Source organism: bacterium (assembly GCA_041648665.1).
Taxonomy (GTDB): Bacteria; UBA10199; UBA10199; order 2-02-FULL-44-16; family JAAZCA01; genus JAFGMW01.
The window spans coordinates 80,884-97,825 of the sequence record JBAZOP010000002.1 but is presented as its reverse complement, the minus strand read 5'-3'; the positions used below and the strand labels follow the sequence as shown (position 1 = coordinate 97,825).

13 protein-coding genes are annotated in these 16,942 nt (G+C 63.5%); 11 read left to right on the top strand and 2 right to left on the bottom strand.

The genetic code is table 11. The features are described 5' to 3' along the window. The 4 genes from WC683_01610 (at position 1) to WC683_01595 (ending at position 3,582) form a co-directional block, all read left to right on the top strand. The gene (locus WC683_01610) at positions 1-366 is read left to right on the top strand and encodes a hypothetical protein (protein ID MFA4971278.1); all 366 of its coding nucleotides are present in this window, start codon (positions 1-3) and stop codon (positions 364-366) included. Between the two features lie 3 nt (positions 367-369). Beyond that, positions 370-1,746 (top strand): hypothetical protein, encoded by a 1,377-nt coding sequence (locus tag WC683_01605; GenBank protein ID MFA4971277.1) that lies wholly within the window; start codon positions 370-372, stop codon positions 1,744-1,746. A 3-nt stretch (positions 1,747-1,749) separates the two neighbouring features. Then, a complete protein-coding gene (locus WC683_01600) occupies positions 1,750-2,730 on the top strand; it encodes a phage baseplate assembly protein V (GenBank protein MFA4971276.1) in 981 nt (326 codons plus the stop codon). 423 nt (positions 2,731-3,153) lie between these two features. Next, positions 3,154-3,582 (top strand): GPW/gp25 family protein, encoded by a 429-nt coding sequence (locus WC683_01595; GenBank protein MFA4971275.1) that lies wholly within the window; start codon positions 3,154-3,156, stop codon positions 3,580-3,582. Between the two features lie 25 nt (positions 3,583-3,607). Here WC683_01595 and WC683_01590 read toward each other — a convergent pair whose 3' ends face one another. Continuing rightward, positions 3,608-4,804: an RNA-guided endonuclease TnpB family protein gene (locus WC683_01590; GenBank protein MFA4971274.1), complete on the bottom strand. Its 1,197-nt coding sequence runs from the start codon at positions 4,802-4,804 to the stop codon at positions 3,608-3,610. Then, complete coding sequence (locus WC683_01585) at positions 4,801-4,935, bottom strand: hypothetical protein (GenBank protein ID MFA4971273.1); 135 nt, start codon at positions 4,933-4,935, stop codon at positions 4,801-4,803. The genes WC683_01590 and WC683_01585 overlap by 4 nt, the downstream gene beginning before the upstream one ends. 74 nt (positions 4,936-5,009) lie before the next feature. On the opposite strand from WC683_01585, the gene WC683_01580 reads away from it, so the two are divergent. The 7 genes from WC683_01580 to WC683_01550 are packed head-to-tail and all read left to right on the top strand — an operon-like array spanning position 5,010 to position 16,604. After that, positions 5,010-7,229: a hypothetical protein gene (locus WC683_01580; protein ID MFA4971272.1), complete on the top strand. Its 2,220-nt coding sequence runs from the start codon at positions 5,010-5,012 to the stop codon at positions 7,227-7,229. Between the two features lie 10 nt (positions 7,230-7,239). Beyond that, the gene (locus WC683_01575) at positions 7,240-7,860 is read left to right on the top strand and encodes a hypothetical protein (GenBank protein ID MFA4971271.1); all 621 of its coding nucleotides are present in this window, start codon (positions 7,240-7,242) and stop codon (positions 7,858-7,860) included. 17 nt (positions 7,861-7,877) lie between these two features. Further along, the gene (locus WC683_01570) at positions 7,878-11,003 is read left to right on the top strand and encodes a hypothetical protein (protein ID MFA4971270.1); all 3,126 of its coding nucleotides are present in this window, start codon (positions 7,878-7,880) and stop codon (positions 11,001-11,003) included. Further along, positions 11,003-11,335, top strand: a complete 333-nt coding sequence (locus WC683_01565) for a hypothetical protein (protein MFA4971269.1) — start codon at positions 11,003-11,005, stop codon at positions 11,333-11,335. Before WC683_01570 ends, WC683_01565 begins: the two co-directional genes overlap by 1 nt. Positions 11,336-11,347: 12 nt before the next feature. Continuing rightward, a complete protein-coding gene (locus WC683_01560; protein MFA4971268.1) occupies positions 11,348-11,875 on the top strand; it encodes a hypothetical protein in 528 nt (175 codons plus the stop codon). Positions 11,876-11,908: 33 nt separating this feature from the next. After that, complete coding sequence (locus tag WC683_01555; protein MFA4971267.1) at positions 11,909-14,356, top strand: hypothetical protein; 2,448 nt, start codon at positions 11,909-11,911, stop codon at positions 14,354-14,356. A gap of 10 nt (positions 14,357-14,366) precedes the next feature. Further along, positions 14,367-16,604: a hypothetical protein gene (locus tag WC683_01550; GenBank protein ID MFA4971266.1), complete on the top strand. Its 2,238-nt coding sequence runs from the start codon at positions 14,367-14,369 to the stop codon at positions 16,602-16,604. The last annotated feature ends 338 nt before the right edge of the window (positions 16,605-16,942 follow it).

Here is a 16,942-nt window from a genome sequence, read left to right as displayed (position 1 = left end):
ATGCCTGCGCCGACCCCGACCATCCCCGCGCGCGTGCTCACGGCGGACGCTGGATCGCCGATGCGCTTCATGGCGGAGGCGGTGGTGTGGGACCTGGAGGTGGGATCCCCCGTGCGGTTCCGCGAGCCGTTCGTCATGCCTTCCTGGGAGGGGGTGACCGAGAACGAGGACGACTACGTCGTGGACAGCCCCAGCATGCGGCTGGACATCCTGTCGCTGCGCTACTACAGCCGCAGCGATCGCGGGTGGGTCATCGCGGCACGCAACGGCATGGACCTGCCGGACGTGCAGTTGTACGTGGGGCGCCTCCTGAAGATCCCTCGGCGGGAGTGGGTGGAGCGCAAGCTCCTCCCGCAGGGAAGCTGACGCATGTTCACCGATCCCGTGGCGCAGGTTCGGTTCAAGAGCCCAAAATCGGGCAGGGAGTGGATCTTTGCGCCCCCGAGCGCGCCGTTCCTGACGGGCGTCGCGATGCTGTACGAGTTTGGCCGGACGGCCACCTTGCAGCTCACGTTCGATGCGCCGTACGACGAGGCGATCGCGATGCTGGGGAGCGACACGCCGTTTGCCATTGGCATGCACGCGCAGGCGCGCATCGGGTACGCATCGCGGCCCGACTGGTGGACGCCGTGGTTCGGGGGATTCCTGAAGGCTGGGGGCGATGGCCTCACGTTGGACGCGAACGGCCTGTCGGGCCAGATCACCGTGCAGGTGACAGCGGAGGGGGCGCACTACACAATCTCGAAGGAGCTGGTCGTGCTGGACCAGTCGCCGAAGAGCATGCTGGAGAAGTGCATCGCGGCGATGGGTCTGCTGCCCGCGCTTTCTCCTGGGGCGCTGGATGCGTGTCAGATTGCTGCGTCATATGACCCGGACTCCTTCGCATCGTTCAAAACGATGTGGCACCCGCTGGCGTATGCGAGGCTGACGGCTTGGGAAGCGATCAAGCGGATCTGCGCTCTCATGAACCTGACCTACTGGATCGGGCCGGACGTAACAGATCCTAGCTCGCGGATCAACACGGTCTACGTTGCTACTGAGCTGGAGGTGTCGCTCGGGTTCATCAAGCAGGCTGCGACCGGATCTAAGGCGGATCCGTCTACGTTGCCGCGGCCGACATTTCGCTTGCGCGGGGTCGTGGACTTGTCTACGTCCACCTTCCCGTGCCTGAGTTGGGCCCCGGAAGGGGGAGGGGCGAGCGCGACGTGGCTGGTTGGTGGGGATGATCAAGCAGGCAAGGGTGTGCTGATCGCCTACATCGATCAGGACACGGGAAAGGTTGTGGAGAAGGTTGCGCTGCCAGAGGAGCAGCAGGTGGCGACGGCTGGGTCGTTGCCGGCGATCCAGCAGGATTTGTCCCTCGCAGATGAGGGAGGTGGAGAACTGATCGGAGACGGCGTCAAGCAGGATGGCACGCCAGCTGTTTACGCGAGTGAGCCCATGCCTCCTGGAGCAGCAGGAGCGAGCCGCGCTCAGAACGTTGCGGATTGGCGGCAAACGGCTGGGAACCCAGCGCAGCAGGGCGTCATCACGTCGCTGGGCTTGCCCTGGGTGATCCCGGGCATGTACGTCAACCTCGCGGGGGCCGGCGAGATCTACAACGGCCCCTACCTTGTGCAGAAGGCGACCCACACGTGGGGGCCGGGCAGCTACGAGATGAGCCTGACCGTCATGCGCCAGGGGGCTGGCGGCGTAGATCCAGAGGGCGAAAAGAAGACGACGCCCGCGGGACAGGTGCCGGAGTAGATCATGTTAGGGAACCGCCCAGATGCGAACAGGCGCCGGTTGGACCCGATCGGGTGGCTGTGTGATACGCTGGCGCGCATTGGAATCGAGGGGTTCGCCAAGCGCTACTACGGCATCTACCCCGGCACGGTGGTGAACAACGCCGACCCGGACAACCGGGGCCGCATTCAAGCGCTGTGCCCCGCCGTTGGCGTGCGGCGCCCCGATCAGGTGGGGAAGGGGTGGTGGGCCTGGCCATGCATGCCGGGGCTGGCGGTGGACCCGGAAACCAAGCAGGTGAGCGGACTGTTCCACCCGCCGGATGTCGGCGCGGCGGTATGGATGCAGTTCCAGCACGGCGACCCGGAATTTCCCGTCTACATGGGGGGCTACCTCATCGCGGAGAAAGCCAGCGACACCTTTGATGCGGAGGGTGCGTTGCGGAAGGGCATCCGCACGCGCGCGGGTCACTTCCTGCGCATGTCGGACGACCCCGAGGATCTCCACATCATGCTGTGCAAGGGCGACGGGGCGGGGGCGCCCAGCCCGGTCTTCCTGGCGATGGACAAGGACGGCGCGGTGCAGATCGAAAACCAGAACGGTAGCACGATCTTCATGAGCGCTACGAAGGCGGAGACCAGCATCATGACCGCCAACGACCAGCAGGAGGTCACGTCGCTGCTGATGCTGGGCGACGACAAGATCACGCTGGCCACGAAGAGCGGCGGGGCCATCGGCATCGACGGCAAGAACATCACGATCACGGGGGACAACGTGGTCGCCGACTGCTCGCAGCAGTTCGCGGCTAACGCGGGCACGGTCATGTTGGGCAAGGGGGCGAGCGAGCCCGCTGTGCTGGGGACTAAGCTCATGATCTGGGCCATCACCCATGGCGCAGCGGGCCACCTCATCGGGACGCCAACGCCGGGGAGCCCGGTGGCCCCCGGGGCGCAGCCACCGCCTACGATGGGCAAGGAGCTGTCGACCAAGGTGTACGTCGCATGACGAAGGAGCGCATCCATGTCGAACTGCCGGATCCCGACGCCGCCCACGCTGGCGCTGGCGATCCCCGTGCCCGGGCTACCGATCCCGGCGATCCCGGGGCTGCCAGGGCTGCCCAGCCTCCCGTCCTTTGGCGTGTCGCTGGGGCTGCCCTCCCTGACGCTGGCGATCCCGGTGCCGGGGCTGCCGTTCGCGCTCCCGTCCCCCCCGGGGCTGCCAGGGCTGCCAGGGCTCCCAAGTGTGGGGCTGTCGCTGGGGTTGCCGACGCTGAAGCTGGCGATTCCCATCCCCGGGTTGCCGATCCCGGCGATCCCGGGGCTGCCGGGCCTACCGGAGATGCCAGGATGCCCCCTCGACTGATCGGCGCACACGTGTTCGCTGGTCCAGCAGCGTGCCTTTCGCGCGCTGGCGTGATAGGGTAGGAAGATGCCGACGGTCAACGCGCCACCGCCCGTCTCCGATGCGCAGGTCGTCAAGACCTTCGCGTTCCCCTTCCAGTTGGGGAAGGAGGGGTTCCCGGCGCTGGCGGACCCGGATGCGGCGCTGTTCTGCTCGATCGTGGCGCTGATGCTGACGGGGACGAACGAGCGGCTGATGCATGCGGACATGGGGGTGAACATCCACCGGCTGATCTTCAACAACATGACTCCGCTGTTGCAAGCGCGCGTCGCCAGCGAGGTGACGCAGGCGATCGAGACCTTCGTGCCGCAGGCGGAGGTGCTGGCCGTGGACTCGCGCCTGAGCGAGAAGGCGGACGGGGTAGAGACAGCGATCATCGTGGACGTGCTGTACCGCAGGGTGGGACAGCCGCAGACCCAGCAGACGCAGGTGACGCTGCCGCTGGCAGGTGGATGACATCCCATTCGGGACTAAAACGATGCTAACCGAAGCTAACAGCGTGGCCCGATTCCTGCCCAAGCGAGAGTTGCGCGTCCCGAAGGGCGCCAGCGCTCTCGTGGCGGCAGGCTGTCACCGCCTGGGCGGCGGCCAATTGGTACAGGTTCTCGGCGGCGTTCTCGTCGCGGTCGTGCTCGGCCCCGCAGCTTTCGCAGGTCCACCGGCGCTCGTTCAGGGCGAGGTCGGCGTAGATGACGCCGCAGGTGGCGCACGTCTTGCTGCTCGGGTAGAAGCGGTCGGCGACGACCACGGTGCTCCCGGCGAGGGGCGCCTTGTAAGCGAGTTGACGGCGAACCTCGGCCATCGCGGCATCCTGGAGGGAGGTGGCGAGCCTTCCTCGCATCATCGCGGCGACGTGCAGGTCCTCGATGCCGATCCAGCGGAAGTGGTGGACGAGGGAGGCGGTCAGCGCGTGGGTGGCGGCGTGCCGCACGTGGGCAATGTGCTCGTGCAGGAGCCCGAGCTTCGCCTTCGTTTTCTGCCAGTTCTGGCCGCCGCGGGTGCGGCGGGACAGTTCCTTGTTCAACCTCCGGAGTTGGGCGGCGTGGTGCCGCAGGCTGCGGGGGGCCGGGACGTGTTCGCCGGTGGAGAGCACGGCGAGGTCGACCACGCCGAGGTCCACGCCGACCGCTGCTTGGGTTTCGCAGCGGTGGGGGTAGGTCCAGCGGGTTTCGTCGATCTCGACTTGGATAGCGAGGTCCCAGTGGCCGGCGTGTTTCGAGAAGCGTGCGCTCAGCACGCGGCCGGGGAAGCGGGGGGGCTGGCGGGTACGCACCCAGCCGAGCTTGGGGAGGTGCACGCGGCGGCCGTCGAAGTGGATCGCGCGGCCCTCGATGGCGAAGGCGGGGGTGCAGCGTTTCTTGGCCTTGAAGCGCGGGTAGCCGGGGCGCTGGCCGGCCTTCACCCGCCGGAAGAAGTGGCCGAAGGCGCGCCCGAGGTCGGCGAGGGCGGTGTTGGGGACGGCCCATGGAAGATCGCGGAGCCACCCCAGGTCGCGGTCCTTCCGGGCGTTGATCTCGGCGTTGAGGGTGCGCCAGGAGGGCGTGCCGCCGACGGCGTGGATTTCCTGCCAGCGGGCCAGGCCCCAGTTGTAGGTGAAGCGGGCCGCACCGGCGCAGCGCTCCAGGAAGCTCGCCTGGACGTTGTTGGGGGCGAGCCGGATGCGCTGGGCCAGGATCATTTTTGGGCCATGGCGGCGGCGATGAGTTCCCGCACGACCTGCGAGAAGGAGCAGCGGCGGCGGGCGGCCTCGGCGCGGAGCCAGGCGGCCAAGTCGGGATCCAGGTTGACCTTGAAGTTTTCGCGTCTCATAGGAGACAATATGGGTCACGTTGGGGCGAATGTCAAGCGGCATCTCGTCCTGTTTGTGAAATGGTAAGATCGCCATGGCAACCGATCCATACGAGCCGCTGGTAGCTGACCGGGCGCCGCTCAACACGGTGAAGTACGCGGCCCGCGACTACGCGTCGATCTTCGACGACTTGCTGCGGCGGCTGAAGGCGGTCTATACCACGGTGTACAACGACTACGCCACTACGACGCAGGGCATCATGCTCATCGAGATGATGGCCTACGCCACGGCGCAGCTCCAGTGGTACCTGGACCGGACGGCGTCGGACTGCTTCCTGGAGACAGCCCGCACGCCGAGCGCCGCGAACAGGATCGTGCGGCAGCTGGGCTACAAGATGCGTCCGGCCGCGGCGGCCAGCGTGGAACTCTCGCTGACCTTCCCCGATGGCACCACGGGGCCCTTCACGATGCCCGCGCGGTGGCGGTACCAGGGGCCGGCGGGGCTCGTCTACGAGTCCTACGCGGCGCTCGTTGAGCCCCTGGCGTTGGCTCCAGGAACCCAGCGGACAGTGAGCGTGCGCCAGGGCGACACGTTCCTGCTGACGTTCACGGCGAACGGGGCGGCCAACCAGACCTACCCGCTGTCGAGCGTGCCCGAGGATCGCTACCTGGCTGATCTGAGCGTGGAAGCCTGGGTGGACGGCTTGGAGTGGGAGGAGCGCACCTTCCTCACCTACGCCAACGACGAGCAGTTCGAGGTGGACTACACGGCGCAGCCGCCCCTCGTGCGGTTCGGCGATGGCATCGCGGGCGCCATCCCGCCTACGGGTGCGGAGGTCAAGCTCCGCTTCGTCGTGATCGACGGGATCAAGGGCAACGAGCCCAAGGCGCACAGCATCAGCAGCAGCATCGACGTGCTCTCCATTGGCGGGGCCGAGGTCACGTTCGAGGTGGACCACGAGGTGGCCCCTACGGGCGGCACGGACCCCGAGGAGACCGACCACGCCCGGCGCCTGGCCCCGCTGTCGTTCGCTGCGCGCGGCGCGGCCATCACGGCCCTGGACTACGACGCCCTGTCCAATAGCTTCGTGGACCCATTGTACGGGTCGGTGGCCAAGGCGTACGCGTTCAACCCCCGCGGCACCTACGCGGACCTGACCTTCAACAACCTGGTCGAGGATGTGGAGGCGTACTTGGTAGCGTACGTCGCGGCTGTGGCTGCCCTGGAGGCGGATCTGGCCACCGGGGCCACCACCATGAGCACGTACGTGGCCACGATCCAGGCGCAGATGGCTGCCCTGGAGAATCTGCGGGCTTTGGGGGCGGACAGCCTCGTGGGATGGGTTACGAGCGCCAAGGTCAACGTGCAGGCTGCCCGGGCGCAGGGAACGACGGCCGAGACAGCCATCGCCGTCGTCAACGATACGTCAGCGAACCAGAAGACGGCGTTGGAGGTTTTGTACGCGTACGTCAGTGATGATGCGAATTTCGCGCCGAGCGCGGCGCGCACGCACGTACTTGATGAGCTGACGTCGGCCATCGGCCAGGCGACTGGCATTACGGGGCAGGGGGCGACGGCCCTGGCCGCGGTCCAGGCGGCGGGGGGCATGCTGGACTTGACGGTCAGCACCCTGCTCAACCCCACGCTGGACGCCCTCACGAACGACGCGCCAGTGGCGCCGGACACCTCGATCCCGGCGATCAAGGTGGCCGTGGATGCGGCAGCCACGAGCTTGCAGACGCTGGTGATCACGCTGGGCGCTGAGGCAGCGGATATCGACGGCAAAGCGGAGGATCTGCAGGCCAACATCGTGGTCAAGACCGATGCGATGCGCGTCCGCATCGCCCAGATGTTCAGCGACGACTGCCTGAGCAACTACGTGCAGGTGCCCATCCTGTCGCTGGACGCCGATGGCAACTACGTGGCGCCATCGGTTGGGCTCATCATGGGACTCCAGGCGTACCTGGACGGCATCAAGGAGGTCACGCAGCAGGTGCAGGTGGTAAACGGTGCCGCTGCGCTGGTGCCGGCCCAGATCGAGGTCGAGCTGCTCGTTGGGCCAGCCTACGTGTACGAGGAGGAGGCGGCCAAGGCGCGGGCGGCCATCGTGGAGCTGCTGAAGGGCCGCGACTTCAACGAGCCGCTGTACCTGTCGGACCTGCACCGAGTGGTGGAGGAGGCCGCGGTCGGCATGGTCTACACGAACATCGCCATCACGGGGCCCTCGGATATCGATCCGGAGGGCAACCTCGTGCCGGCCGCCAACCGGATCATCACGCTGGGGTCGCTGGCGATCAGCAACCTGGCGGCGTAGGAGGACGAGGATGGCCAACGAGTACACAGGACGCTTCCAGTGGCCGATCCCGCCGTGGAACGCGGACTGGCAGAAGTGGCAGCAGCTGTTCGGCACCTTCGCCCAGGGGGCGGATGCGACGGCGTTTGCGCTGCTGGAGCACCTCACACTGATCCATCGGCAGCTTCCGACCGTCGAGGTCACGAACGCGCCGGGAGCTTGGACGTTCACCCAGGTGGACTCTGCCATCTTCATCTCGCGCACGCTGCAGGTCGAGATCTCAGTTGGGCCCAACGACCTCACGCTGGTGCGGGGTGGTCTCATCTGCGCCGACCTGCAGCCCGGTGCCGTGGGTCCCCAGGCCGTCCAGTGGGAGCTGGACGTGAGCCAGACGGAAATCTCTTCCTCGCGCATGGTCTTCGGCGTGGTCAACGACGACTACACCATCCAGTGGTTCAACGGTGCGCGGCTGGACTTGCTGACGCCTACAACCCTGTTCGCCTTCCCGGCGACGGGTGGATCAGGCTGGATGACGGGCGCGGGGAACCCGAACGGGGTGGTGACGGCCCTGGCGGGCACGCCCTACCGTGATACATTGACCGGGGTCATCTACATGAACATCGACGGCGCGATGACCTGGAGCGTGATCTGATTTAGGAGGACGACGCTATGGCGTTTCAAGATCCCTACGGCAACAAGAACTTCCTCGGCAACCTCGTGGATGACGCTGCGGCGACGGCGTTCGTGTTGGCCAACCGCTGGGACTCGACGCAGGACGGCCTCGGCGTGCCCGTCGATGGGACATGGTACTACAGCACCACGACGAACGAGTTCGTGGGGCGGATGAACGGTGCGTGGGTGCCGATCACAGGCAGCGTGGCCATCACCGGCAACGGCGAGATCTACGTGGACGCTGTGGACGGGAATGATGTGACGGGGGACGGGTCCATCGGGAAGCCGTACCAGACGTTCAAAGCGGCGTGTGATGCGCAACCGATTCCTGGGCCGTTGGATGTTGCAGTGTTCTTGCAGCCCCTCACGTTCCACCTTGCTCCCGGAGTGTACGCCGAGGGGATGGCAACGTATCTTCCGCAGAGGATGCACATCACGATAACGGGGGACAACTGTCGGCTGTCCACGCCAAATGCCATCATGTGGACGATTGATCCTCAGCTGTGGAATACCTACGGGCTGGCTACGGACAAGGATGCGCCAACGGTCAGATTTGTGCGCAAGCCATCTGTGGGATGGGAACCGGGGTTGAAGATTCATGATGACAATTACCCGCAAGGGTTCAGGCTGGTTGATGGCAGTATACAGGTTCAGAACGCGAACGCAGGCTGCGGTTTCCCGATGCCGGATTTTCATGTCGTGGAGATCAATGGCGCTGTCCGTGAGAGCTTCTATGTTTTCAACGACGCCAGCGGAACTGCCGATGAGTTGGACGCCACCAGGGTCATGAAACTCTATTTGAAGGACAGCCCAGCGCAAGATGACGGTGGGAACCATTCGTGGATCTGTGCGCACGTTGACACCAGTGACGTTCCTGGTGGGTGGTTTCAGGATAACCGTATCGATATCTATGCCGCGAGGTCGTCAGTGTTCATGTGTGGGGTGTGCAGGATCAACTGGATGGAGGACTGCGAGTACTTCGCAAACTTTGACAGGGACATCTTTGGGAATCCGTACGCTTACGGTAGGGTTGATGGCGGGTACGGAAACGTCAGGGGCGCGGTGATCCATCGGTCGAAGGCTCTGATCGACAGTTACTTTGGGATGGGTCCGGATCCTAGTGTCAATGCACAGTACCACACGACTTGCAACGCGATCGTCTTCGATGAGTCGTCACTCGTAACCATGGCGATGGCGTGTCCCGATCTCGGTGGGCTGTCTTTCGTCGGTTTCACGTTGGATAATCTTGGAGCCTACGGTCGCGGCTGGTGGAATGGGGAAAGCGAATACCGTTCAGCGCACGATTGCGTCAGGATTCCTGCGTCGTTGGATTTGTCCTCCGATCCGACAGCAGGGTGGAGGCTGTTCGAGCACACGTATGATTGTGCTCCAAACTGGGTTTCGTTAGGCGTCGCACTTAGCGCGTCGAACATGCTCACCATTGAGTTGCAGAGCGGAACCTATGTTATGGGTGCCAGCAAGGATCTGGATCAGGAGTATGTGTCGGTTGTCGGCGCGGGGAGTTCTCCTGTGCTGGAGGCGTCCGGGGATGCTCGCACACCTTCGACCAGGATCTTGGTGCCTGATGGGATAGATCTGGGGTGGGATGCTGATAGCGGTCGCATGGAGCGGATCGGCATTTTGAAAATAGCTACTACTCCTGGACAGGCTTGTTTGTTGATGCGGAAGGATAGTCCTAGTAGTGTGTTCAAGGAGTTGTTCTTCCGTGGGACCGGTGTATCGCCGCCTTATGCGGTGATGCTTATGGGGGTGTCGTGTTCATCTGCATGGTACGATTGCCACACGGACTTGAACGGGTTCATTTATGGTGGTTCTGCTACTGGGCTTTACAAGAATTGTACAGCGGGTTCATTGAGCTTTGGCGCGTCTTCAGGTCCAGATGTGGGGGCAACGTTTGATGGTACAGCAATGGACTGTGTTGCTGGCACATGTAGTTTTGGTGTTGCGAGCAATGGTGGAAATGTGTTGTGTGCTGGGACGCTGACTCGATGTGTTGTTCCAGGCAACTATGCGTTTGGTGTTTCTGTGTTGACCGGCGCTCCTCCTGGAACTGGTGGAAACGCGGAGTGCTCCGCGACAATGGTAGATTGTGAGGCCCGTGGCTACAGTTACGGATATGCGGAACATGGGCATAGCACTTTCAGCGGAGAGGCGTCTGACTGCATCGGAACGGAGCGTTGCTTTGGGTGCGGTGCTGATGATTCTACGATGTATGATATGCTTTGTAGCGGCGATTTGGATCATTGTGTTGCTGGGATTTATTCCTTTGGTGCTGCTACTGTGCAACCCGCATCAGCGTCGTTTACTGGAACTGCCAAGCATTGCGAGTCTGGGGATTATTCCTTTGGATATGGTGCAAGTAGCCCTGGAACTTGCAGCGGGACGATAGAGGACACCATTGGAGGGGACGGATGTTTCGGTACGTCGGTTGATAACAACGCGCTATGTGACGCTATTCTGAATAGGGTTACAGGGGGTGACGGGTGCTTTGGTGTGACTAATAACCCCCCTGCTGGTGTTACGGCTGCGTTCCAGGGGGTCGCCACTGATTGTCACGCCGGGGTTAGGTCGTTTGGATCGTGCATCGTTACCGCTGATTCTGTTGCGTGTTGTACGGTCAAAGGCAGCGTTACTCGGTGTACTGCGGGTGAACGTTCCTTCGGTTCTGGCGGTGCGGCTGTCCCAGGTTCATGCAACGGGGTGTACACTGATTGTGTTGGCGGGGAGGATTGCTGGGGTTCGCGGGTTGGAGGGGTTGGTGGCGCTGAAAAGTGTACCTTTATCAGATGTTACCGTTCAACTCGTACTGGTACAGATGTCTGGCACCTTGGTAGTTCCAATAAGCTATCTGGGTGTACACTTATCATGCTGGGTGATTTTCCAGTGATTGATTTGTACGACGACACCGCACCCGCCGTGCTATACGATTGCACGATTCGGAAAACTACCCCTGGTGCTAACCCATCTATAACCGATTCCGGTGGTGGTGGGATGGACATCAAGATGGCGCATTGCCGGTTGGGCATCGACATTGGTGCTACGGTGACGAATCTGATTGTGGACGGATATAACGTGATTGACCCAGAAGTGGAGGCGTTCTAATGGAGCGAGGTGGACAGCGATATATCCGCAACGAGCACTACGATGTTGCAGCGGTTTCCTATGACGTGTTGGCGGATGACCGCATGGCCACGCTGTTGGTTAGCCATACGGCAACGGCTCCGGTGACGATCAACCTGAAGTCCGCGTGGATTGCTAAGGGCGGGAACACGATCACCGTTAAGGACAGCGGGATGAATGCGTCGTTGAACAACATTACAGTAGCGACCGAGGCTGGGGAATTGATAGAGGGGTCCGCCTTGGATTTGGTCATCAACGTGGACGGAGCGTCGGTGACATTGCAGACCGACGGGTCAGATGTATTCATCATCTAGCGAGGTAGAGCCATGACGTACTATCCAGAAGCGGATCCTGTCTACAAGTCAACGAAAACGGTTGCGGTAGGGGATGCTATCGGCGGGGCGCTCATTTATGAGTGCTTTGATATAGTCGGGTCTGTGGAAATCGTTGGGTTGTGGGGAGTGTTTACGAATACTTCGCAGGTTGTTACCGTTTCTGGGTGTGGATGGGATATCGGTGGTCTTGGCGGTACGGCGGATCTGACAGATACGGCAGTTGGCACGGATTGTAGCGGCGTGCTGGCGGGGTCTATTCTTGCCAAGACGGACCTGACCGGCGTAGCAGCATCGTTGGCGGACAAGGCTGGGTATGACGTGATAGACGTGACGGTTCCTGCGTCTGTCCTTTGTCCTGTTTTGGCTTCTCCGAAGAAGGAGGCGAGTGCGACCATTGGGTTCCACGTGACAGTGGACGCGGATACGGATTGCGAGATCGAGTTTTTCTGTCTGTGGAAGAAGAGATCATCGGATGCCAGTGTGACGCCTGGGTCAGGGAACACCCGTGGCGGAGTGTAGCAGCGAACACGTGTTCGCTGTGTGAGGTGACTATTGAGCTGGAGCGAGCCAGGGTTCGGGTTCTTCGGGAAGGGGTTCTGGGGCCGCCGGGTGCTCTGGGACAACGTGCCCATCCAGCAGCGGGAGCTGGACGCGCATGGCTACCTGGAGCAGCTCCTGGGCATCTACGGCGACGAGCTGGAGGCGTTCCTGGGGGCCATCGGGCAGCTGCCGATCCAGCGGGACCCCTACGAGGCCCGGGCGGACAGCACGGAGTCCGAGTGGTTCTACGTGGGGGAGGCGCGGGCCTGGGCGTCGGACGTGTGGGGCAGCGTGACGAGGCTGATCGGGGAGGCGGACTTTTCCCAGATGCCCAACACGGGCGACCCGCTGGCTGCGCCGGTCGGGCCTGCTGACCGCTACCCATGGTACCCCTACGCTCCGATCAGCAGCACGGCGCGCTGGTGGCGCACTACGATCCCAGCGGTTGACGATGTGACGGGGGCGGAGGATCCGACCGAGTACAAGGTCGCTCTGGTGCGGACGCGGAGCTTCGATCAGGCGGCCATCTACGCGGCGGGGCGCTCGCTGGCGAACGAGGTGTGGGTGCAGGGGGGCGAGCTGGCGCTGCCATTCCAGCGGCCGGCGGGGTGGGTTGTGACTGGCAACGCGGCCACGGACGCTGGTGTCTTCGGATCTGGCGTCCCGGTGGGGCGTGGGGACGGGACGGCAGTGCCCCCGGTGACGCTGCCAGGGCCGCTGGTGCGGCTGCGGTCGAACACCACGGGCACCGCTCTGGGTGCTGCCATCGTGCTCGATATCCTCACGGATGCAGGCCCGCTGCGGCTCTACGACGTTCCCGATCCGACGCCTGATACTGGGACGCTTTACCGCGCGGTGGATCCAATGAACCCAGTTGCTCTTGATCTGGTCAATCCGCTGGGGACCGTGGACTACCTGGGGGGGACCCTGGTGCCCGATCTGGGCCTGCTTGGCGTCTACTCGATCTACGACGTGCCGATGACCGCGCACTGGCTGGCGCGGGGGTATTACCTCCAGTTCATGCCTCCGCGGGTGCTGGATCACCTAGCCAAGGACTACGGCTTCGACAACGACCGCAACGACCCGGAGGATAGGCAGCGGGCGGCCATCGCGCACTTGTGGCAGTACTTCGGATGCAAGGGGGCGCAGGACGCCTATCGCATCCGTGGAGAGATCAGCCTGTTCGACGTGGTCGTGCAGGGGCTCTGGCACATCTGCGACGCGGACCTGGCCGCCATGCTGCCCGCGGCGCACGTGTTCGAGTACGGGGGCACGTGGTACACCGACCTGGAGCCACGGTCGCTGCGGTTTGACGACATCCGTGGCGACGAGCAGTACTACGACACGTTCGACCACGACCCCATCCTCTTCCCCTCTCCGGCGTGGCTGACGCTGGCGGACCGGGCCTACCTGTACGAGGACGCGGCGATGACCGACGGCATGTCGGTGGGGCTGGCCTTCGCGCTGGACGTGACGCAGGGATACTACGGCCAGGTGTCGGAGGTGGACCCGCTGCCGCGCACGCCCGCGATCATCATCGCGGCGGATGCGCTCTCCGCGACCGAGGCAGCGTCGATGAACCTGGCAGCGGGCTACCGCGTGACCGTGGAGATGATGCGCTGCCAGGCGGATGCGTTCAGCTTCCGCCGGGGCAACTTCGGCCTGACGGTCTACGAGCACGGGGTGACGCCGCCCGCCTTGGACGATCAGGTGTACTGGATCGACTACGAGGATGCGGCGTGGACCGTGACGGCGCCTGTGCCGGGATTCCCGGACCAGGACGTGGGGCGCTGGACGGTCATCGTGGGCACGGGCGTGGGCGCGACGGTGCCGGGGCCTGGGGCGCACGTGGCGGTGCGGTACTGGCCCGAGGTGGACAAGGGGGATTGCTGCTACTGCCGGTCGTACCGCGTGCGCGTGCTCATCGAGCCCAAGGCCCAGGCGTATGACCACTACGGGACCGATGCGGAGATGCAGGTGGCCATTGCCCGGCTGCAGGCCAAGATCGAGGACAAGCTGCTGCCCATCCATGCGCGCGTGGCCGAGTGGGTGGTCACCACAGAGTGGGACCTGACCATGCTGGACATGCTGGCGGGGCGGCTCTCCGAGAAGGTGCTCACGGGCGGGGAGTTCCTGGATCTTGGGATCTCTGGGCGCGTGCTGCTGACCATGGAGCAGCGCGGCGAGCTGGCTGCGCCCGGGAACGGCCATCGGCTGCGCATCCTCCAGATCGGGGGCGGGGCCGTCTTCCCGACGGTGGACACGGGCGCGCTGCCGGTGCAGAGCGGGGTGAACGATCCCGTGACGTGGTATCCAGTCGCGGGGTGGGTTGATCGCGACATCACGGATTCCGTGGACGACGAGGTGGACGGGGTGCGCGTGCGCGCCGAGGGGTTTGGGGCTATCACCTACGGCGACGTGCGCTGGACGTTCCGCGTGACGCGCAGTACGCTAGGCTAGGAGCAGAACCATGGCTGGAATTATCCCCGTGCTGATCGACGAGGGCAAGATCAAGTTGGCGTGGCGCGAGAAGTACGTCACGGATGGCGCCAACGAGCGCGCGCTGGCGCACCCGCGCGGGGCTTACCGCGGATACTGGGTCTTTCCTCGGCTGGTGGCGGACACCGTGCTGCGGTTGCAGATCGACCCATACACGCCCCCCCACCACGTGGACGAGGACCAGTTCGCGGTCTACGCCAATCGGGATCGGGGCTTCGCTGTGTCGGTGCGCGAGACCATGGACGTGGAGATCGACTGCGCGGCGCTGTTCCCTCCGATGGGGCTGCCCGCCGATGAGACGTGGTACGTCTACATCGTGGCGGACTACTCTGCCTACAACACGACCACGGCCCACTACCGCGTGGAGAACACGGACCCTCACGATATTGCTCAGCTGAACTACGATCCCTACGCGGTTATCCTGTGCGCGATCCCGATGCCCATGGGATCGACGATCTTCCCGGACTTCGCGTTGTGGCCGCTGGCGGGCATGTATGAGCGGCGGTCGCTGCCATCGCCGACGGCGCGGCAGACGCCAGGTGATCTGGTGGAAGGCGACGAGTTCTGGGGTCTGCTCGACAGCGTGTCCAAGTGGTGCCTGGGAACTGGGGCAGCCAGCGGTGAAGATGTGCGGTCGTTCGCAGAGCCCACGGTGGAGACCTATGCGGGGCTGGTAGGCGTGACTCAGTTCCAGCTCAGCGGGCTGTACTTCGTGGGGACCGGGGCGGTGGGCACGGCGGCGAAGCACTTCCGCCTGCTGCACAGCACGGCGACGCAGAACGCTCCGCTGCTGGGATCTGATGCGGGGCTGCTACGCGTGGGGGACGTGTACCAGACGGACGGCATCACGCTGCTGACGCCGTCGGCCGACGCGGACGCGGAGGGGTTCTACGAGGATCCGTGGGTCGAGATCAGCTTCGCGGCGACTGTGGACGTGGCGTTCACGGGGACGCTGCGCTTGCTCTGCTACAAGAAGCAGACGCTGCTCACGCTGGACAACGCGCCAGCGGGGGCGTTCCCGGTGGGCGATATCGAGGTGGTGGGGCATGCGGTGCAGGTAGCGGCGCGCGCAGCGGCGGGGACGCCGTCGGCGCTGGCTGGGGGGGTGTTGGAGACCCAGCTGGCGGCGCTCCTCGGGTTCATCAATGATCGCATTCGCACGATCCACCCGACGGCGGCCCCAGCGGACTGGGTGCTGCTGTGGCGGTCGCACAATGTCACGCTGGACGCCAACGTGACCAAGGGCACATGCTCCATCTATTGGCACAACACGCAGGGGCTCGCCATCCTGGTCGGCGGCTACATCGAGGCGGGGGGCTTGACGGTGCGGGCTGGGACTGGAGCAGCTGCGTTCACGACGCTGGCCTTCTTCCTGCGGGGAGGAACGTCCAGCGGGGCGATCATCTGCGCTAGCAAGATCGCGGCGTCACCGACCACGTGGGATATCGTGACGGGGTGGGATTCGACCTTTGGCGTGGGGAACAACTATTCTGTTCTTGGTGGTACCCCGTTGCGATGGAACCTTGACACAGGCGATGATGTTCATCACCAGATCCAGCCGATGGCGGCGGATGCGAGCGAGATGGGGCTATACGAACAGGCAACGCCACTCGGCGCTGGCATTCCTCGCTTTCGTCGGTATATGTCACAATACGGAACGTACTTTGCTTCCAATTGCTCCTGGGACCCGAGTGTAGGGGTCAGCGGACTGTGGACCAGGGATCTTGCTGGGTTCGATGCCATCAAGGTTAAAATTTATCCGTTTGGGATGATCGTGTGCAAGAAGCACTTGGACGAAACGGCAGTGCCGTGGGCAGATGATGATTGGACGACTGAGTGGAAGATTGGGCAAACCAGTGGTGCTGGCCCGGAGTCGTTCTCTTGCATGGAGGTGGATGGGGACACATACGAGGAGGTGAAATTCGGGTGGGCTCTTTTAGCTCCTTTTACCATGGGAGCACCTGGAGTCCAGACTGCTTGCCAGGGTGTGACGTGGCATTCTCACTATGCTACCACTCCGAGCACAATCAACGTGTTCATTGACTCGGAGTCAGAAAATCCTCCGGGTAATCCGGATTGGTCAACCGGAAGTGTTTTGGCTACATTGCCAGATGAATGGGGATGCCATGTGCAGGCAGTCTCGAAAATTCGGACATGGACACAAGGAGATGTTCTGTGGTGCCACGGGCACTTGACAGTGGAGGATTAGGAACTATGGGCCTATATAGAGTTACAAGAGATACGGCAAGTGTCGTGTTTGGGTGTGGGCACGATCACTCGTTTCCATTATCCGACTTGCGTGTGCGCGGTCGCGTTGTGGAGTTTCCAATATGCCCGACATGCCGCAGTGTCTACTTATTTGTGCAATGCGTGACATGTGTTGATGTTCCACCTCGACTGCTGGCGCGCTATCGGGCTATCCAGACACTACACAAGCGTTTGCACGATCTTGGGTTGCACGCAGATGGGAGCACCGCAACCGATATGGATGCATCAATGCACGTGTTGGCGTGCGATGAAGATGTAGTGGAGGATCATTCTAGGAAG